Annotated in this window: 16 protein-coding genes; 12 read left to right on the top strand and 4 right to left on the bottom strand. The window is 65.1% G+C overall.

From position 1 onward, the window contains the following. Positions 1-414 precede the first annotated feature (414 nt). On the top strand, positions 415-1302 hold the full coding sequence (gene rhtA / locus C6A77_RS21490) for a threonine/homoserine exporter RhtA (RefSeq protein ID WP_114171276.1): 888 nt from the start codon (positions 415-417) through the stop codon (positions 1300-1302). Positions 1303-1492: 190 nt separating this feature from the next. Continuing rightward, positions 1493-1774: a hypothetical protein gene (locus tag C6A77_RS21485; RefSeq protein WP_003259745.1), complete on the top strand. Its 282-nt coding sequence runs from the start codon at positions 1493-1495 to the stop codon at positions 1772-1774. Between the two features lie 38 nt (positions 1775-1812). On the opposite strand, the gene C6A77_RS21480 is transcribed toward C6A77_RS21485, so the two are convergent. Further along, positions 1813-3621 (bottom strand): aminopeptidase P family protein, encoded by a 1809-nt coding sequence (locus C6A77_RS21480; protein WP_114171275.1) that lies wholly within the window; start codon positions 3619-3621, stop codon positions 1813-1815. 219 nt (positions 3622-3840) lie between these two features. On the opposite strand from C6A77_RS21480, the gene C6A77_RS21475 reads away from it, so the two are divergent. After that, entirely contained in the window at positions 3841-4959 is a 1119-nt protein-coding gene (locus tag C6A77_RS21475) for a DUF3182 family protein (RefSeq protein ID WP_114171274.1), read from the top strand. Further along, positions 4943-5713, top strand: a complete 771-nt coding sequence (locus C6A77_RS21470; RefSeq protein ID WP_114171273.1) for an alpha/beta fold hydrolase — start codon at positions 4943-4945, stop codon at positions 5711-5713. The genes C6A77_RS21475 and C6A77_RS21470 overlap by 17 nt, the downstream gene beginning before the upstream one ends. Here C6A77_RS21470 and C6A77_RS21465 read toward each other — a convergent pair. Both C6A77_RS21465 and C6A77_RS21460 read right to left on the bottom strand, forming a co-directional pair. Beyond that, positions 5692-6072 (bottom strand): antibiotic biosynthesis monooxygenase, encoded by a 381-nt coding sequence (locus C6A77_RS21465; protein ID WP_114171272.1) that lies wholly within the window; start codon positions 6070-6072, stop codon positions 5692-5694. The two genes, C6A77_RS21470 and C6A77_RS21465, sit on opposite strands and share 22 nt — an antisense overlap. A 101-nt stretch (positions 6073-6173) precedes the next feature. Beyond that, complete coding sequence (locus C6A77_RS21460; RefSeq protein WP_114171271.1) at positions 6174-7157, bottom strand: helix-turn-helix domain-containing protein; 984 nt, start codon at positions 7155-7157, stop codon at positions 6174-6176. Between the two features lie 82 nt (positions 7158-7239). On the opposite strand from C6A77_RS21460, the gene C6A77_RS21455 reads away from it, so the two are divergent. Next, a complete protein-coding gene (locus C6A77_RS21455; RefSeq protein WP_114171270.1) occupies positions 7240-7788 on the top strand; it encodes a cysteine hydrolase family protein in 549 nt (182 codons plus the stop codon). 200 nt (positions 7789-7988) lie between these two features. Here the strand turns inward: C6A77_RS21455 and C6A77_RS21450 are convergent, their stop codons facing one another. Next, entirely contained in the window at positions 7989-8552 is a 564-nt protein-coding gene (locus tag C6A77_RS21450; protein ID WP_114171269.1) for an XRE family transcriptional regulator, read from the bottom strand. A gap of 83 nt (positions 8553-8635) precedes the next feature. Between C6A77_RS21450 and C6A77_RS21445 the strand changes: the two genes are divergently transcribed. The 7 genes from C6A77_RS21445 to C6A77_RS21415 all read left to right on the top strand — a co-directional run bounded on the left by C6A77_RS21445 (position 8636) and on the right by C6A77_RS21415 (position 15787). Next, on the top strand, positions 8636-9568 hold the full coding sequence (locus tag C6A77_RS21445) for a DMT family transporter (RefSeq protein WP_114171268.1): 933 nt from the start codon (positions 8636-8638) through the stop codon (positions 9566-9568). A gap of 161 nt (positions 9569-9729) precedes the next feature. Then, positions 9730-12645 carry a monovalent cation/H+ antiporter subunit A gene (locus C6A77_RS21440; protein ID WP_114171267.1) on the top strand — a complete coding sequence of 972 codons (2916 nt, stop codon included), beginning with the start codon at positions 9730-9732 and terminating at the stop codon, positions 12643-12645. After that, on the top strand, positions 12645-12989 hold the full coding sequence (locus C6A77_RS21435; protein ID WP_003250128.1) for a Na+/H+ antiporter subunit C: 345 nt from the start codon (positions 12645-12647) through the stop codon (positions 12987-12989). The genes C6A77_RS21440 and C6A77_RS21435 overlap by 1 nt, the downstream gene beginning before the upstream one ends. Then, positions 12986-14665 carry a monovalent cation/H+ antiporter subunit D gene (locus tag C6A77_RS21430; protein ID WP_114171266.1) on the top strand — a complete coding sequence of 560 codons (1680 nt, stop codon included), beginning with the start codon at positions 12986-12988 and terminating at the stop codon, positions 14663-14665. Before C6A77_RS21435 ends, C6A77_RS21430 begins: the two co-directional genes overlap by 4 nt. Then, complete coding sequence (locus tag C6A77_RS21425; RefSeq protein ID WP_114171265.1) at positions 14662-15150, top strand: Na+/H+ antiporter subunit E; 489 nt, start codon at positions 14662-14664, stop codon at positions 15148-15150. Before C6A77_RS21430 ends, C6A77_RS21425 begins: the two co-directional genes overlap by 4 nt. Further along, positions 15147-15425, top strand: coding sequence for a K+/H+ antiporter subunit F (locus C6A77_RS21420; protein ID WP_003259015.1), 279 nt, complete (start codon positions 15147-15149; stop codon positions 15423-15425). Before C6A77_RS21425 ends, C6A77_RS21420 begins: the two co-directional genes overlap by 4 nt. Beyond that, positions 15422-15787 carry a Na+/H+ antiporter subunit G gene (locus C6A77_RS21415; RefSeq protein WP_114171264.1) on the top strand — a complete coding sequence of 122 codons (366 nt, stop codon included), beginning with the start codon at positions 15422-15424 and terminating at the stop codon, positions 15785-15787. Before C6A77_RS21420 ends, C6A77_RS21415 begins: the two co-directional genes overlap by 4 nt. Positions 15788-15796 lie beyond the last annotated feature (9 nt).

The following is a 15796-nucleotide window of genomic DNA, read 5'->3' as shown; positions in this document are numbered from 1 at the left end:
TATCAGTCCGTACTCACAAGCACCCACACGAATTGCTTGATTCGATTTGTTAAAGAGCGGTTGGTTAAGAGCTTTTCATCTCAACCGAGGCGCGCATTCTACGCCTTCCTCATTTGCTGTCAAGCGTTTGTTTTGAAGTTTTTTGCGAGAAACTCGTTTAGCTTCAAACACTTGACTCAACAGGTAGCTGGCTTTGCTTCGCTACCGCGTTGGAGTGGTGCGCATTATAGGGACATATTCGAGGCGGTCAAGCTTTAGTTTCAATAATTTAGCCTGCCTGCGAAAAGGCCGCCTCCGGAGCCAGCTGTGTCAGCACCAGGCCGCGAAATAACCCCGGCAAGCACCTTGCCCCTCGCCCGCGTAATTGCGCACTATATTGCTCACCCTACCCCGTTCAAGGATTGCCGCACAGAAATGAACACCCAGCCCCGCAGCCTGGCCGCTACCCTTTTCCCGATCGGCCTGCTGCTCATCGCCATGGCATCGATACAGTCCGGTGCCTCCCTGGCCAAAAGCATGTTTCCCATCGTCGGCGCCCAAGGCACGACCACCCTGCGTCTGATCTTCGCCAGCATCATCATGCTGTTGATACTGCGCCCCTGGCGTGTACGCATGACCGCCAACACCCTGCGCAACGTGATCATCTATGGCATGGCCCTGGGCGGCATGAACTTCCTCTTCTATATGGCCCTGCAAACCGTGCCTATCGGCATTGCCGTGGCACTGGAGTTCACCGGCCCGCTGGCCGTGGCGATAGTCTCCTCGCGCCGACCGATCGACTTCCTGTGGATTGCCCTGGCCATCGCCGGCCTGCTGCTGTTGCTGCCTGCCGGCCATGGCGGGCAGGCACTGGACCCGGTCGGCGCCGCCTATGCCCTGGGCGCCGGGGTGTGCTGGGCTCTGTACATCCTGTTCGGGCAACGTGCCGGGGCCGAACACGGCATCCAGAGCGCGGCGCTTGGCGTGGTGGTCGCAGCGCTGTTCGTCGCGCCGATCGGCATCGCCCACGCCGGCAGCGCACTGCTCAACCCCGCCCTGATCCCCATGGCCCTGGGTGTCGCGGTACTGTCCACCGCCCTGCCCTACAGCCTGGAGATGGTCGCGCTCACACGCATCCCGGCGCGCACCTTCGGCACCCTGATGAGCATCGAACCGGCGTTCGGCGCATTGTCCGGCCTGCTGTTCCTCGGCGAGGTGCTGACGCTCACCCAATGGCTGGCGATCCTGGCGATCATCACCGCGTCGGTCGGCACCACGTTGTCCATGCGCAATACACCCAGCCCGGCGGTGGCCGCAGACTGATGTGAGAAATACTTTCATTTGAGGCAGGATTAGTGATTGTAGCGACCCGCCTCGCTGATTAAGCTGTCACGGAATCATCATCTTTGCGCTATCTACTGGACCGAACACGGACGCTGGGGAATTTTCAGGAAGAACCAAAGCGATAACGACAGGGTCAGACGACTGATCGGCCCTGCATTTAAGGACAGGAATGAAACGTATTTTGCTCATCCTGGCCATCTTGGCTATTGCTGGATGTGCCGCCACGGCCAAGACCGAGGTCAAAAAGGGCAAGAAGGGCCTGCATATCAATTGTTCCGGCCTTTCTTCCTCGTGGGACAACTGCTACAGCAAGGCCGCAAGCTCCTGCAGCACGCGCGGCTACCGGGTGATTGCACGCTCGGGCGATAGCGACGAAGAACCCGGTGACTACTTGTTCGGCATCAACCCGGCGGGTTACACCAGCCGCAGCATGATCGTCATCTGCAAGTAGAAAAAAGGGCAGCTCGCGAGCTGCCCTTTTCATTGGCCTTACACCGGCGCGGTCCGCGCCTCCAGCCAGGTCAGCGCGTCGCCCTTGAGCAACGGCGCCAGGCGCTCGCGTACCTCGGCGTGATAGCCGTTCAACCAGTCCCGCTCTTGCGCGGTCAGCGCCTCTGGCAGCAGGCAACGGGTGTCGATCGGGCACAGCGTCAGCGTCTCGAAGTTCAGGAAGTCGCCGAATGCACTGCTGCCGGCCTCGCGGTTGACCACCAGGTTTTCGATGCGCACGCCCCATTGCCCCGGGCGGTAGGTGCCCGGCTCGATCGAGCTGATCATGCCCGCCTGCATCGCAGTCTGCGGCGTAGGCGCCGCCTGGTAGGCAATCACTTGCGGCCCCTCGTGGACGTTCATGAAGTAGCCCACCCCATGCCCGGTACCATGGCCGTAATCCACCTGGTCGGCCCAGATCGGCGCGCGGGCGATGGCGTCGAGCAACGGCGACAACACGCCACGCGGAAAGGACGCACGCGACAGGGCGATCATGCCCTTGAGCACGCGCGTGCAATCCTGCTTCTGCTGCAGGCTGGGGTTGCCCACCGGCACCATGCGGGTGATGTCGGTGGTGCCGCCCAGGTACTGCCCACCCGAATCGATCAACAACAGACCGTCGCCCTCGATGACCGCATGCGACTGTTCGGTGGCACGGTAATGCGGCATCGCCCCGTTGCCATTGAACGCGGCGATGGTTGCAAAGCTCAACGACACGAAGCCCGGGCGCCGGGCGCGCGCGGCACTCAGCTGTTCGTCGACCGTCAGCTCGGTGATCACCTCTCGGCCAAGGTTGGCCTCGAACCAGGCGAAGAACTCGCACAGCGCCGCGCCGTCCTGCTCCATCACCTGGCGGATGTGCACCAGGTCGTCATCGCCTTTGCGCGACTTGCTCAAGGTGCTCGGGTTGAGCCCCTCGACCAGTTCTACCCCGGCCGGCAGGTTGCCCAGCAGGCCACAGGTAACCCGGGCCGGGTCGACCAGCAAGCGGCTGCTGGCCGGCAGGGCGCCAAGGGCGTCGCCGGCTTCGGTATAGTCGCGCACCTCGATGCCGTCGACCGCCAGTACCTGGCGCAGGTGTTGATCGAGCTTGTCCTGACCAACGAACAGAATGGCCTGCTGCTGGCTGATCAGGGCAAAGGCCAGGAACACCGGGTTGTAGGAGACATCGCTACCGCGCAGGTTGAACAGCCAGGCGATGTCGTCGAGGGTGGCGATGAAGTGCCAGTCGGCCCCTTTGCCCTGGACGCTCTGGCGCACCTGCTTGAGCTTTTCCGCCCGGCTGACCGTGGCGTGCGGTGGCAGATGCTGGTACACCGGGTTACTGGGTAGCGCCGGGCGCCCCTGCCAGACCTGGCTCAGCAGGTCCTTGTCCGTCAGCAGTCGCGCGCCGCGCGCCTGCAACCGCTCGCCCAGCTGGCGCGCCGAAGCCAGGGCCATGACCGCACCGTCCACCGCCACGCTGCCGTTGGCCTCGACATGCTCGCCCAGCCATTCCAGCGCGCCAGGTTTGCCTGGCAGCAGCTTCATCAGCTCGATGCCACTGCCTGCCAGTTCGTGCTCGGCCTGTTCCCAGTAGCGGCTGTCGACCCACAACCCGGCAAAGCCAGCCGTGACCACCAGCGTGCCGACCGAGCCGTGAAAGCCGGACAGCCACTGGCGCCCCTGCCAGTAACCGGGCAGGTATTCCGAAAGATGGGGGTCGGCCGAGGGTACCAGCAAGGCATCGATGCCCTCTGCGGCCATGGCCTGGCGCACCTGCGCCAGGCGCTGCGGCACGCTTTGCCCAAGGGTGGTCTGAACGTTCATGCGCTCTCCTGCGGCTACATCACGGTTGATCCAGTTGCCGATAATGAAACAGCCACCGGCGCCCTGCAATCGCAGCGACCGACCCACGGCATGCTTTGCCCGCGACGTCCTGCGTAAACCGGACAGTTCCTACAGCAGAGCCAGGACCACCGATCAAGTGCCGCTGAACTTCCCCGAGGGAGTGGCTTCACACACTGTACATTCATTGCACACAGGCAAATGACCATGCCCAATGCCTGCGCCCCTAAAAACGGCGTCGTGCTGCTCGATACTCGCGCGCACACCCCTGACCACGAGCATGCCGTGCATCTGAAGCTTGCCGATGGCCTGGCCCGCCTGCTGGGCTGCCCGCACATACAACCCGGCCAGCCACCAGGCGCCAGCGATGGCTACTACTACCTGCCCACCGAAACCCTGGTCGGTCCCAAGCGCCACGCCGCCTTGGGCATCCGCAGCGAGCAGGACCTGTTCGGCGGCCTGGTCGCCCACCCCTACATGGCGACCAAGGCCATCTCCCACCCGCTGCCGGCGGGCGCCACTTTCCCGCCGGGCTGGACCGATGCCTTTGCCCGCCAGGCCAGCGACGCCCTGCTGCGCGGCTATACGGTATTCAGCAAGGCCGACGCGCGCACCGCGGCCCAGCTGCTGCTGATCGACGGCCCGTTGCGGGTCAAGCCGGTACTGGCCTGTGCAGGCCGTGGGCAACAGGTCATCAGCACCGTGGAAGCACTCGAACCCTTGCTGGCCGGCATGGACGACCCGGACCTGGCACTGTGGGGGCTGGTGCTCGAAGAAGACCTGAGCGAGGTCGAAACCTTCAGCGTCGGCCAAGTGCGCGTCGCCGGCCTGACCTGCAGCTATTATGGCACCCAGCAACTGACCCGCGACCACCAGGGCACGGAGGTCTACGGCGGCTCCGACCTGGTGGTGGTGCGCGGCGACTATCAGGCGCTGCTGCAACTGCCGCTGGACGACCCGCTGCGCCTGGCGATCAACCAGGCGATGGCCTACGAACAGGCCGCCGAGCAGCATTTTCCCGGGTTCATCGCCTCACGACGCAATTACGACATCGCCCGCGGCATCAACCCCCAAGGCCATCTGCGCAGCGGTGTACTCGAACAGTCCTGGCGTCTTGGCGGTGCCAGCAGTGCCGAGCTGCTGGCCTTGCAGGCATTCGCCGACGACCCGGCATTGCAGCGGGTGCGTGCCTCCACCCACGAAGTGTTCGGCACCCCGGAGCTGCCCGCTGACGCCACCCTCTTCTACCAAGGAAACGACAGTGAACTCGGACAACTCAGCAAATTCGCGCGGATTCGCGAACATGACCATTCAGAGTGAAACCATCGAACTGCAGGTCGAGAATGACCGCATCGCCGGTACGCTGGTCAGCCCCGGCAGCAAGATGCCGGGCATCCTCTTCGTCCACGGCTGGGGCGGCAGCCAGCAACGCGACCTGGCGCGTGCCCGGCACATCACCGGGCTGGGCTGCGTGTGCATGACCTTCGACCTGCGCGGCCACGAAAAGACCGAAAGCCAACGGCTGACGGTCACCCGCGAACAGAACCTGACTGACCTGCTGGTGGCCTACGACCGTCTGGTCAGCCACCCGGCGGTCGACAGCAATGCCATCGCCATCATCGGCAGCAGTTATGGCGGCTACCTAGCCACCCTGCTGACCCGCGAGCGGCCCGTCAAATGGTTGGCCCTGCGGGTACCGGCCATGTACTGGGACGACGAATGGAACCTGCCCAAGCAAACCCTCGACCGGCAACGGTTGAATGCCTATCGCCAGCGCCCGCTCGGCCCGGCCGACAACCGCGCCCTGGCGGCCTGCGCCGAGTTCGCGGGCGATGTCTTGCTGGTGGAGTCCGAGCAGGACGACTACGTGCCGCACAGCACGCTGATGAGCTACCGCTCGGCATTCATCAGCGCCCATTCGCTCACCCACCGCATCGTCGACGGTGCCGACCACGCGTTGTCCAGCGAAGAGAGCCAGAAGGCCTACAGCTCGATCCTCACCGCCTGGGTCAGCGAAATGGTGATCGGCGCCCGCCTGGACCGTTACCCGCATTACGCGCCCTGGTACGCCTGAGCGTCACCGACCTGGCAATGCAGCTCGCCATCGGTACCGCGCACCAGGCTGCGCAGGGTCTGGTACGCGGCAAAGTTGACGCCACGCGCCTGATGCAGGCCAAGCAGTTCGAGGAACGGCTCTTCGACGAAATACACCGCCGCTGCCGCCCACGCCTGGCGGGACTGCCACTGCAGATACTGCAACACCCGGCTGCCGTCGTCGCTGGCCTGGATACTCACCCCCTGCAACCCTTCGCAGCGCGCAGCCAGCTCTTCGCTACGCGCGACCAGCGCCTGGGCCAGCGCCTGCTGGTACAGGCCGGGCACTTCGTATTCGATCATCTGGGTGAACCACAAGGCATGGCGTGTGGCGGTCATGAACGCTCTCCTGGCGACGGGCGCATACAGCGCGATGCCGGGCAGGGTAAAACCTCAAGTAAAGTCAAGGTCAAGCAGTTTCCGCCTTGCGAACCAAGGGTCTAAGCCGAGACGGCGAAGCGCCGCCGATAATCACTCGGTGTCAGCCCGGTAATGCGCTGGAACACTTTGCGAAACGCGCCCGGGTCCTGGTAACCGACGCCCCAGGCGATCTGCTCGACCGTGCGCCGGGTGAACTCCAGCAAGCGGCACGCCCGGCCCACCCTTACCTGCTGACAATACTCGGTCGGGCGCAGCCCGGTGGCAGCGCGGAAACGCCGCAGGAAGGTGCGCGCCTCCAACCCCGCATAGGCCGCCATGCCAGGCAGGTCGGCATCCTGCCCACCGCTCCCTTGCAACCAGTGCTGCACTTTCAATACCGCCTCGTCGCCATGGTCCAGACGCGGGTTGAACACGGCGCCGGGCAACGGCGCCGCCACCGGGTCGACGGCCAGGTAACGCGCCGTTTCCCGCGCCACGGTCGCGCCCATGAAGCGCTCCAGCAAGCGCAGGCCCAGACTGGTCCAGGCCATCAACCCGGCAGACGTGACGATATCTCCGTCATCCAGCAACGGCTGCTGGGCCTCGACGCGTACTTTCGGAAAACGCTGGGAAAGTGCATGCACGTAGTTCCAGTGGGTACAGGCCGGGCGGCCATCCAGCAAGCCACTGGCGGCGACGAAGAACACCCCGATACACACCGACGCCAGCACCGTGCCACGCCCGTGCAGCTGGCATAACGCTGCGCGGTGACGCTCGAGCAGTTGCGCCTGCGGTGCCGATTCCAGGCTGGGGGGAATGATCAGCACGCGCAACTCTGCCGGGCTGGCGGGCGCCCCTTCGGGGCCAGGCTGCAACTGCCCCGCTTCGTCGATCTGCCAGAAGCTGACACGCACCGGCGGCAACTCGACGGCGCCCAGTTCGTTCGCCACCCGGTTGGCCACCAGGAACAGGTCGGCCAGCCCATGCAATGCAGCACGCTGCGCGCCGGGGTACAGCAGCAGGCCGATGTCCAGGCTGGCGGGGTTGTCAGTTTTTGCCCGCATAGTGTCGTTCGCGCCAATCCTCAGGTCAGTGCGCACAGCCTATAACTATCGTCATCCAACGACTACTGCCACAGGAGGCAGCATGAGCAAGCAGGCACTGATCATCATCGACATCCAGAACGACTATTTCCCGGGCGGCAAATGGGCCCTCGAGGGTGCCGACCAAGCGGCTGACAATGCCGCCCGCCTGCTGGCGGCGGCGCGTCAGCAGGGTGACCTGGTGGTGCATGTACGGCATGAGTTCGACAGTGCCGACGCACCGTTCTTCGCGCCGGGTACGCCAGGCGCGGCGATCCACAGCAAGGTCGAGCCGCTGGCGGGCGAACCGGTGGTGCTCAAGCACAAGGTCAACGCCTTCCTCGGTACCGATCTCGAACGCACGCTGGACCAGCATGGCGTCGAAGCCCTGACCATCGTCGGCAGCATGAGCCACATGTGCATCGACGCCGCCACCCGTGCCGCAGCCGACCTGGGTTATGCGGTGACGGTGGCGCACGATGCCTGCGCTACCCTGCCGCTGGAGTTCGACGGCAAGCAGGTGGCGGCGGCGCAGGTGCACGGATCGGCGATGGCGGCGCTGGCGTTTGCCTATGCCAAGGTGGTGAAGACCGATGAGCTGCTGAAAGGCTGATCGGCTCGAAGATTCCCGGGCTTACGCTGAACCTGTGGGAGCGGCCGCGGCCGCGAACACCGGCGCAGCCGGTGCCAGCCACCGCGCCGCCTGCTTCGCGGGCCTGCCCGCTCCCACCGGTACCGCGCTGGCTGGGAGTTCACATTTACCTGGGGCCTTGTGTCGCGACGGGACGCAAGGCAGCTCCCAAACCTGCAAACTCAGATCACGACATTGCGCACGAAGCGCACCGCCACTGCGCCATCGTTGCGATAGGCATACCGGCAATTACTGGCAAATACATGGAACTGCCCCACCCGCAGGCAGTGTTCAATGCCTTCGATGATCAGCGTCAGTTGCCCCTCGGCCACATAGATCTGCTCGCTCCAGCCCTCGGCATCCGCCTCGCTGGCATAGCACTCGCCGGGCGCCAGGGTCCACTCCCACAGCTCCACTTCACGGCTTGCCGCACTGCTGCCCAACAGCACCGCCCGACTCTGCGGGTGCTCACCGGCCCAGGCCAGTTCCTCGATGCGCCCGGGGTCGTGCTGCTCAGGTGCCTGGATCAATGTACTGAAGGCCACCCCCAGGGCTTCGGCAATCAGGTCGAGGGTGGTCAGGCTGACATTCTTTTCGCCCGCCTCGATCGCCACCAGCATGCGCCGGCTCACCCCGGAGCGCTCGGCCAGGGCTGTCTGGCTGATGCCGGCGGCGTTGCGCAGGCTGCGCACATTGAGGCTGACATGCTGCAGCACCGATGCCCGATGCGAAGAATCTTTGTGCACTATATTGCTCACCGTCCGATATTGCGCAGTATACTGCCCACTTTGCGGCGATTGTGCGCCGCCCCCTTCGAGTGCGCAAGACCATGAGCCAGCCCAGCAGCAAGCCGACCGCCGCCATCACCTTTCGCCTGAGCAAGGCCGAACTGGTGCTGGTGTTCATCACCATGCTATGGGGCGGCACCTTCCTGCTGGTGCACAACGTCATGACCGTCAGCGGCCCGATGTTCTTCGTCGGCCTGCGCTTCGCCGCCGCCGCGCTGTTCGTCGGTGTGGTCTCGGCGCGGGCGCTGCCGGGGCTGACCTTCACCGAACTCAAGGCGGGCATGCTGATCGGGGTGTCGATCATGCTCGGCTACGGCCTGCAGACCATGGGCCTGCAAACCATCAGCAGCAGCCAGTCGGCGTTCATCACCGCACTGTACGTGCCGTTCGTGCCGTTGCTGCAGTGGCTGGTACTCGGCCGCCGGCCCGGCCTGATGCCCAGCCTCGGCATCGGCCTGGCGTTCATCGGCCTGATGCTGCTGGCCGGGCCGGAAGGCGGCAGCCTGCATTTCAGCGAGGGCGAGCTGGTGACCTTGGTCAGCGCCGTGGCCATCGCGGCTGAAATCATCCTGATCAGCCGCTACGCCGGCCAGGTCGATGTGCGCCGGGTGACCGTGGTGCAACTGGCGACCGCCTCGCTGCTGGCGTTTCTGATGATCGTGCCGACCCAGGAGCGTATCCCTGACTTTTCCTGGCTGCTGCTGGTCAGCGCGGTGGGCCTGGGCGCCATGAGCGCGGTGATCCAGGTGGCCATGAACTGGGCGCAGAAATCGGTCTCGCCCACCCGCGCCACGCTGATCTATGCCGGCGAGCCGGTGTGGGCCGGCATCGTCGGGCGCCTGGCCGGTGAGCGCCTGCCGGGCGTGGCATTGCTCGGTGGCCTGCTGATCGTGATTGCGGTAGTGGTCAGCGAACTCAAGGTACGCCGTGCCGGCGCAACCGAGGCAGCGCTGGAAGCACAGAGTGAACGCTAGCAACACGCCCCTCTCTAAACCTGCGGCTATGCTTTGTAAGAATCTGTTATAAAAAATCAGCTGGTCACAGCCTGTTTGTAGGATTCTGCGACAGCTTGCGTGTTGGTGATCAATTCCCCGGCACGTATGATCCCTTGCAAACTTCTCCAGAATAGGCCGCTATGTCATTGATAGTGCTATTGCTTCTGCCGTTCGTGGGCAGTTGCCTGGCAGCTGTGCTGCCGCACAACGCACGTAACGCCGAGTCCATTCTCGCCGGGCTCGTGGCCCTGGTCGGCACTGTCCAGGTAGCACTGCTGTACCCTCAGGTCGCCCACGGTGGGGTGATTCGCGAAGAGTTCCTCTGGCTGCCCAGCCTGGGGCTCAACCTGGTACTGCGCATGGACGGCTTCGCCTGGCTGTTCTCGCTGCTGGTGCTGGGCATCGGCGCGCTGGTGTCGCTGTATGCCCGCTACTACATGTCGCCACAAGACCCGGTACCGCGCTTCTTCGCCTTCTTCCTCGCTTTCATGGGCGCCATGCTCGGCCTGGTGATCTCCGGCAACCTGATCCAGCTGGTGTTCTTCTGGGAGCTCACCAGCCTGTTCTCGTTCCTGCTGATCGGCTATTGGCACCACCGCGCCGACGCCCGCCGCGGTGCCTACATGGCGCTGATGGTCACTGGCGCAGGCGGTTTGTGCCTGCTGGTAGGGGCCCTGCTGCTCGGCCATGTGGTCGGCAGCTACGACCTGGACAAGGTCCTGGCTGCCGGCGACCTCATTCGCCAACATGCGTTGTACCCGGTGCTGCTGCCGCTGATCCTCATCGGGGCGCTGAGCAAGAGCGCACAGTTCCCTTTCCAGTTCTGGCTGCCCCACGCCATGGCAGCGCCCACCCCGGTCTCGGCTTATCTGCATTCGGCAACCATGGTCAAGGCCGGGGTGTTTCTGCTGGCGCGCCTGTGGCCGGTGCTGTCGGGCAGCGAAGAGTGGTTCTGGATCGTCGGCGGTGCCGGTGCCCTTACCCTGCTGCTCGGCGCCTTCGCCGCCATGTTCCAGAACGACCTCAAGGGCCTGCTGGCCTATTCGACCATCAGCCACCTGGGCCTGATTACCCTGCTGCTGGGTCTGAACAGCCCGCTGGCCGCCGTCGCGGCCGTGTTCCACATTCTCAACCATGCCACCTTCAAGGCGTCGCTGTTCATGGCCGCCGGCATCATCGACCACGAAAGCGGCACCCGTGACATTCGCCGTCTCAGCGGCCTGATCCGCCTGGTGCCGTACACCGCGACGCTGGCCATGGTCGCCAGCGCCTCGATGGCCGGGGTGCCCCTGATGAACGGCTTCCTGTCCAAGGAAATGTTCTTCGCCGAAACGGTGTTCATCAGTTCCACCGCCTGGGTCGAGGCCACGCTGCCGGTAATCGCCACCCTGGCCGGCACCTTCAGCGTCGCCTATGCCCTGCGCTTCACCGTCGATGTGTTCTTCGGCCCGACGGCCCAGGACCTGCCGCATACCCCGCACGAGCCGCCGCGCTGGATGCGCGCCCCGGTCGAGCTGCTGGTACTCACCTGCCTGGTGGTGGGCATCTTCCCCGCCCAGTCGGTGGGCCCGCTGCTGGCCGCCGCCGCGCTGCCAGTGGTAGGTGGCACCCTGCCGGAATACAGCCTGGCCATCTGGCATGGCTGGAATGCGCCACTGATCATGAGCCTGGTGGCCATGAGCGGCGGCATCGTGCTGTACCTGTTGCTGCGCAAGCAGCTGCGCCTGGGCCGCTTCCCTTACCCGCCGCTGATCGAGCGCTTCAACGGCAAGCGCCTGTTCGAGCATGGCCAGGTGCAGCTGATGCTGCTGGCACGGCGCATCGAGCGCCTGCTGACCACTCGCCGCCTGCAATCGCAGCTGTTCATGCTGGTGCTCGCCGCCTTCCTCGCCGGCCTCACACCGATGCTCTACAGCGGCCTGAGCTGGGGCGAGCGGCCGAAAATTCCGGGCTCGGGGGTATTCGTCGCGCTGTGGCTGGTGGCCATTGCCTGCGCCATCGGTGCCGCCTACCAGGCCAAGTACCACCGCCTGGCGGCGTTGATCATGGTCAGCGTCTGCGGCCTGATGACCTGCATCACCTTCGTCTGGTTCTCTGCCCCCGACCTGGCCCTGACCCAGCTGGTCGTGGAAGTGGTCACCACCGTGCTGATCCTGCTCGGCCTGCGCTGGCTGCCGCGACGCATCGAAGGCGTATCGCCGCTGCCGGGCAGCGTGGAGCGCGCGCGCATGCGCCGCCTGCGCGACTTGCTGCTGGCAGTACTGGTAGGCGCTGGCATGGCGGTGCTGTCCTACGCGATGCTGACCCGGCCGACGCCCAACGACATTTCCTCGTTCTACCTGAGCCGGGCACTGCCCCAGGGCGGTGGCACCAACGTGGTGAATGTCATGCTGGTCGACTTCCGTGGCTTCGATACCCTCGGTGAAATCACCGTGCTGGTGGCCGTGGCGCTGACCGTGTTCGCCCTGCTGCGGCGCTTCCGCCCACCGAAGGAAAGCATGCAGCTGCCGGCGCAGCAGCGTCAGCTGGCACCGGACGTAGTCACCGACCTGATCAACCCGCGGCATGCCACCGACACCGCCCTGGGCTTCATGATGGTGCCTGCGGTGCTGGTGCGCCTGCTGCTGCCGATCGCCCTGCTGGTGTCGATGTACCTGTTCATGCGTGGCCACAACCAGCCCGGTGGCGGCTTTGTCGCCGGCCTGGTGATGTCGGTGGCGTTCATCCTGCAGTACATGGTGGCCGGTACCCAGTGGGTCGAGGCGCAGATGAGCCTGCGCCCGCTGCGCTGGATGGGCACCGGCCTGCTGTGCGCGACCCTGACCGGGGGCGGCGCGATGCTGCTGGGCTACCCGTTCCTCACCACCCACACCGCCCATTTGCACCTGCCAGTGCTGGGTGATGTGCACGTGGCCAGCGCGCTGTTCTTCGATGTCGGCGTGTTTACCGTGGTGGTCGGCTCGACCCTGCTGATCCTCACCGCCCTGGCGCACCAGTCGGTGCGCGCCTACCGCCCGGGCAACCCGGCCAAAACCAGCCAAGCAGGAGCCGCCTGATGGAAGAAGTGATTGCAGTCGCCATCGGCGTCCTCGCGGCCTCGGGGGTGTGGCTGATCCTGCGCCCCCGTACCTACCAGGTGATCATGGGCCTGTGCCTGCTGTCGTACGGGGTCAACCTGTTCATCTTCAGCATGGGCAGCCTGTTCATCGGCAAGGAACCGATCATCAAGGACGGCGTGACGCAGGACCTGCTGCACTACACCGACCCGCTGCCACAGGCGCTGGTGCTTACCGCCATCGTCATCAGCTTCGCCATGACCGCGCTGTTTCTGGTGGTGTTGCTGGCCTCGCGCGGCCTGACCGGTACCGACCACGTGGATGGCCGGGAGCGTGACGAATGAGTGGCATGAGCCAACTGATCATCGCGCCCATCCTGCTGCCGTTGGTGACGGCAGCGGTAATGTTGCTGCTGGGCGAGAAACACCGGCAAATCAAGGCCCGGCTGAACCTGCTGTCGACCTTCGCCGGCCTGGCCGTCGCGGTCAGCCTGCTGCTGTGGGTGCGCACCCAGGGCCAGGCGGAATCGATCGGGGTCTACCTGCCAGGCAACTGGCCAGCGCCGTTCGGCATCGTGCTGGTGGTCGACCACCTTTCGGCCCTGCTGCTGACGCTCACCGGTGTCATCGGTTTCAGCGCCCTGCTGTTTGCCCGCGCCCGCTGGGACAGTGCCGGGGCCAGCTTCCACGCGCTGTTCCAGATTCAGCTGATGGGCCTGTACGGCGCGTTCCTCACCGCCGACCTGTTCAACCTGTTCGTGTTCTTCGAAGTGCTGCTGGCCGCCTCTTACGGCCTGCTGCTGCATGGCTCGGGCCGTGCCCGGGTACGTGCCGGCCTGCACTACATCGCCATCAACCTGTTCGCCTCGTCGCTGTTCCTGATCGGTGCTGCGATGCTGTATGGCGTGACCGGCACCCTGAACATGGCCGACCTGGCCCTGAAGATTCCGCTGGTGGCAGAAGCCGACCGCGGCCTGTTGCACGCCGGCGCGGCGATCCTGGCCATGGCCTTCCTGGTCAAGGCCGGCATCTGGCCGCTGAACTTCTGGCTGGTGCCGGCCTATGCCTCGGCCAGCGCGCCGGTGGCGGCGCTGTTCGCCATCATGACCAAGGTCGGGCTGTACGCGGTATTGCGCCTGTGGACGCTGCTGTTCTCCGGGCAGGCCGGGGCTTCGGCACACTTCGGTGGTGAATGGCTGGTGTACGGCGGCCTGGTGACGCTGGCGGTGGCGGCGCTGTCGATTCTCGCCGCGCAACGCCTGGAACGCATGGCCGCGCTCAGCATCCTGGTCTCGGCCGGCACCTTGCTCGGCGCCGTCGGTTTTGCCCAGGCGGCGCTGACCGGGGCGGCATTGTTCTATCTGGTCAACTCGAGCCTGGCGCTGTGCGCACTGTTCCTGCTCGCCGAGCTGGTCGAGCGCTCACGCTCGGCCAACGAAGCACCGCTGGACGAAGAAGAAGACGCCATGCCGCCCCCGCTGGAATCGCTGCACCCGCCCAAGGGCATCAACCTCGACGATGAGCAAAAGGTGGTGATCGGCCAGATCATCCCGTGGACCATGGCCTTCCTCGGCCTCAGCTTCATCGCCTGCGCCCTGCTGATCATCGGCATGCCGCCGCTGTCGGGGTTTGTCGGCAAGCTCAACCTGATCAGCGCGCTGTTCAACCCGCAGGGGCTGGGCGTACCCCCCGAGCAACCGCTGGGCATGGCGGGCTGGGGCCTGGTGGCATTGCTGATTCTCTCCGGCATGGCCTCGCTGATAGCCTTCGGGCGCGTTGGCATCCAGCGCTTCTGGAAGCCCGAGGAGCGGCCGTCGCCGGTGCTGCGCCGCTATGAATGCCTACCCATCGTCATCCTGCTCGGCCTGTGCATCATCCTTAGCCTCAAGGCCGAACCGTTGCTGCGCTACACCCAGGACACTGCCGCCAGCCTGCAGGCGCCGGAAGCCTATATCGAAGCCGTGATGGCCGCCCGGCCGGTCCCTGGCCCCACCTCGCTCGACGTACAGGTGCAGCCATGAATCGACTGTTCCCCGCCCCGCTGCTGTCGGTTTCCCTGTTCGGCCTGTGGCTGCTGCTGAACCTCTCGGTCAGCCCCGGCAACCTGCTGCTGGCGGCCGCGCTTGCCGTGCTGGCGCCACTGCTGATGGCCCCGCTGCGCCCGCAGCATGCCCATGTACGGCGGCCACTGGTCATCGCCCGGCTGATTGGCCGGGTCGGCCTCGATGTGATCCTGTCCAACCTGTTGGTGGCCCGTGGCGTGCTGCGTGCCGGCAAGCAGCCGCCACGCTCGGCGTTCGTGCACATTCCGCTGGCCCTGCGCGATGCGCATGGCCTGGCGGCGCTGTCGATGATTACCACGGTGGTGCCGGGTACGGTGTGGTCCGAACTTGCGCTGGACCGCAGCGTATTGCTGCTGCACGTGTTCGACCTGGAGGATGAAGCCGCCTTCATCGAGCACTTCAAGGACACTTACGAACGCCCGCTGATGGAGATATTCCAATGACAGGCCTGCTTGCCAACGCCGTCCTCGCCAGCCTGTTCATCTTCGCCCTGGCCATGGCCCTGGCGCTGATCCGTCTGTTCCGCGGCCCGTCCGCCCAGGACCGGGTGCTGGCGCTGGACTACCTGTACATCCTGGCCATGCTGACCATGTTGGTGCTGGGCATCCGCTATGCCAGCGACACCTACTTCGAAGGTGCGCTGCTGATTGCGCTGTTCGGTTTCGTGGGTTCTTTTGCCCTGGCCAAGTTCCTGCTGCGCGGTGAGGTAATCGAATGACCGAAACCCTTCAACTCCCGTTCTGGCTGGAGCTGGTCACCGCCGTGCTGCTGCTGACCGGCAGCCTGTTCGCTTTGATCGGTGCCGTGGGCCTGCTGCGTCTGCAGGACTATTTCCAGCGCATGCACCCGCCGGCACTGGCCTCGACCATTGGTGCGTGGTGCGTGGCGCTGGCCTCGATCATCTACTTTTCCTGGCTCAAGGATGCGCCGGTGCTGCACGCCTGGCTGATCCCGATCTTGCTGTCGATCACCGTACCGGTGACCACCTTGTTGCTGGCCCGGGCGGCGTTGTTCCGCAAGCGCATGGCCAAGGAACCGGTACCTGAAGAGGTCAGCAGTGGCCGTGATCGCGGCAACTGAAACGTAGTC

It is taken from the genome of Pseudomonas sp. AFG_SD02_1510_Pfu_092 (assembly GCF_003331055.1).
In the GTDB taxonomy this organism is placed as follows: domain Bacteria; phylum Pseudomonadota; class Gammaproteobacteria; order Pseudomonadales; family Pseudomonadaceae; genus Aquipseudomonas.
The sequence above is the reverse complement of the archived record's forward strand: the minus strand, read 5'-3'. Positions and strand labels throughout refer to the sequence as shown.

Excerpts from the sequence above, each read along its gene's own strand:
- rhtA (WP_114171276.1), top strand. The coding sequence starts at position 415 with ATGAACACCCAGCCCCGCAGCCTGGCCGCTACCCTTTTCCCGATCGGC.
- C6A77_RS21485 (WP_003259745.1), top strand. The coding sequence starts at position 1,493 with ATGAAACGTATTTTGCTCATCCTGGCCATCTTGGCTATTGCTGGATGT.
- C6A77_RS21480 (WP_114171275.1), bottom strand. The coding sequence starts at position 3,621 with ATGAACGTTCAGACCACCCTTGGGCAAAGCGTGCCGCAGCGCCTGGCG.
- C6A77_RS21475 (WP_114171274.1), top strand. The coding sequence starts at position 3,841 with ATGACCATGCCCAATGCCTGCGCCCCTAAAAACGGCGTCGTGCTGCTC.
- C6A77_RS21470 (WP_114171273.1), top strand. The coding sequence starts at position 4,943 with ATGACCATTCAGAGTGAAACCATCGAACTGCAGGTCGAGAATGACCGC.
- C6A77_RS21465 (WP_114171272.1), bottom strand. The coding sequence starts at position 6,072 with ATGACCGCCACACGCCATGCCTTGTGGTTCACCCAGATGATCGAATAC.
- C6A77_RS21460 (WP_114171271.1), bottom strand. The coding sequence starts at position 7,157 with ATGCGGGCAAAAACTGACAACCCCGCCAGCCTGGACATCGGCCTGCTG.
- C6A77_RS21455 (WP_114171270.1), top strand. The coding sequence starts at position 7,240 with ATGAGCAAGCAGGCACTGATCATCATCGACATCCAGAACGACTATTTC.
- C6A77_RS21445 (WP_114171268.1), top strand. The coding sequence starts at position 8,636 with ATGAGCCAGCCCAGCAGCAAGCCGACCGCCGCCATCACCTTTCGCCTG.
- C6A77_RS21440 (WP_114171267.1), top strand. The coding sequence starts at position 9,730 with ATGTCATTGATAGTGCTATTGCTTCTGCCGTTCGTGGGCAGTTGCCTG.
- C6A77_RS21435 (WP_003250128.1), top strand. The coding sequence starts at position 12,645 with ATGGAAGAAGTGATTGCAGTCGCCATCGGCGTCCTCGCGGCCTCGGGG.
- C6A77_RS21430 (WP_114171266.1), top strand. The coding sequence starts at position 12,986 with ATGAGTGGCATGAGCCAACTGATCATCGCGCCCATCCTGCTGCCGTTG.
- C6A77_RS21425 (WP_114171265.1), top strand. The coding sequence starts at position 14,662 with ATGAATCGACTGTTCCCCGCCCCGCTGCTGTCGGTTTCCCTGTTCGGC.
- C6A77_RS21420 (WP_003259015.1), top strand. The coding sequence starts at position 15,147 with ATGACAGGCCTGCTTGCCAACGCCGTCCTCGCCAGCCTGTTCATCTTC.
- C6A77_RS21415 (WP_114171264.1), top strand. The coding sequence starts at position 15,422 with ATGACCGAAACCCTTCAACTCCCGTTCTGGCTGGAGCTGGTCACCGCC.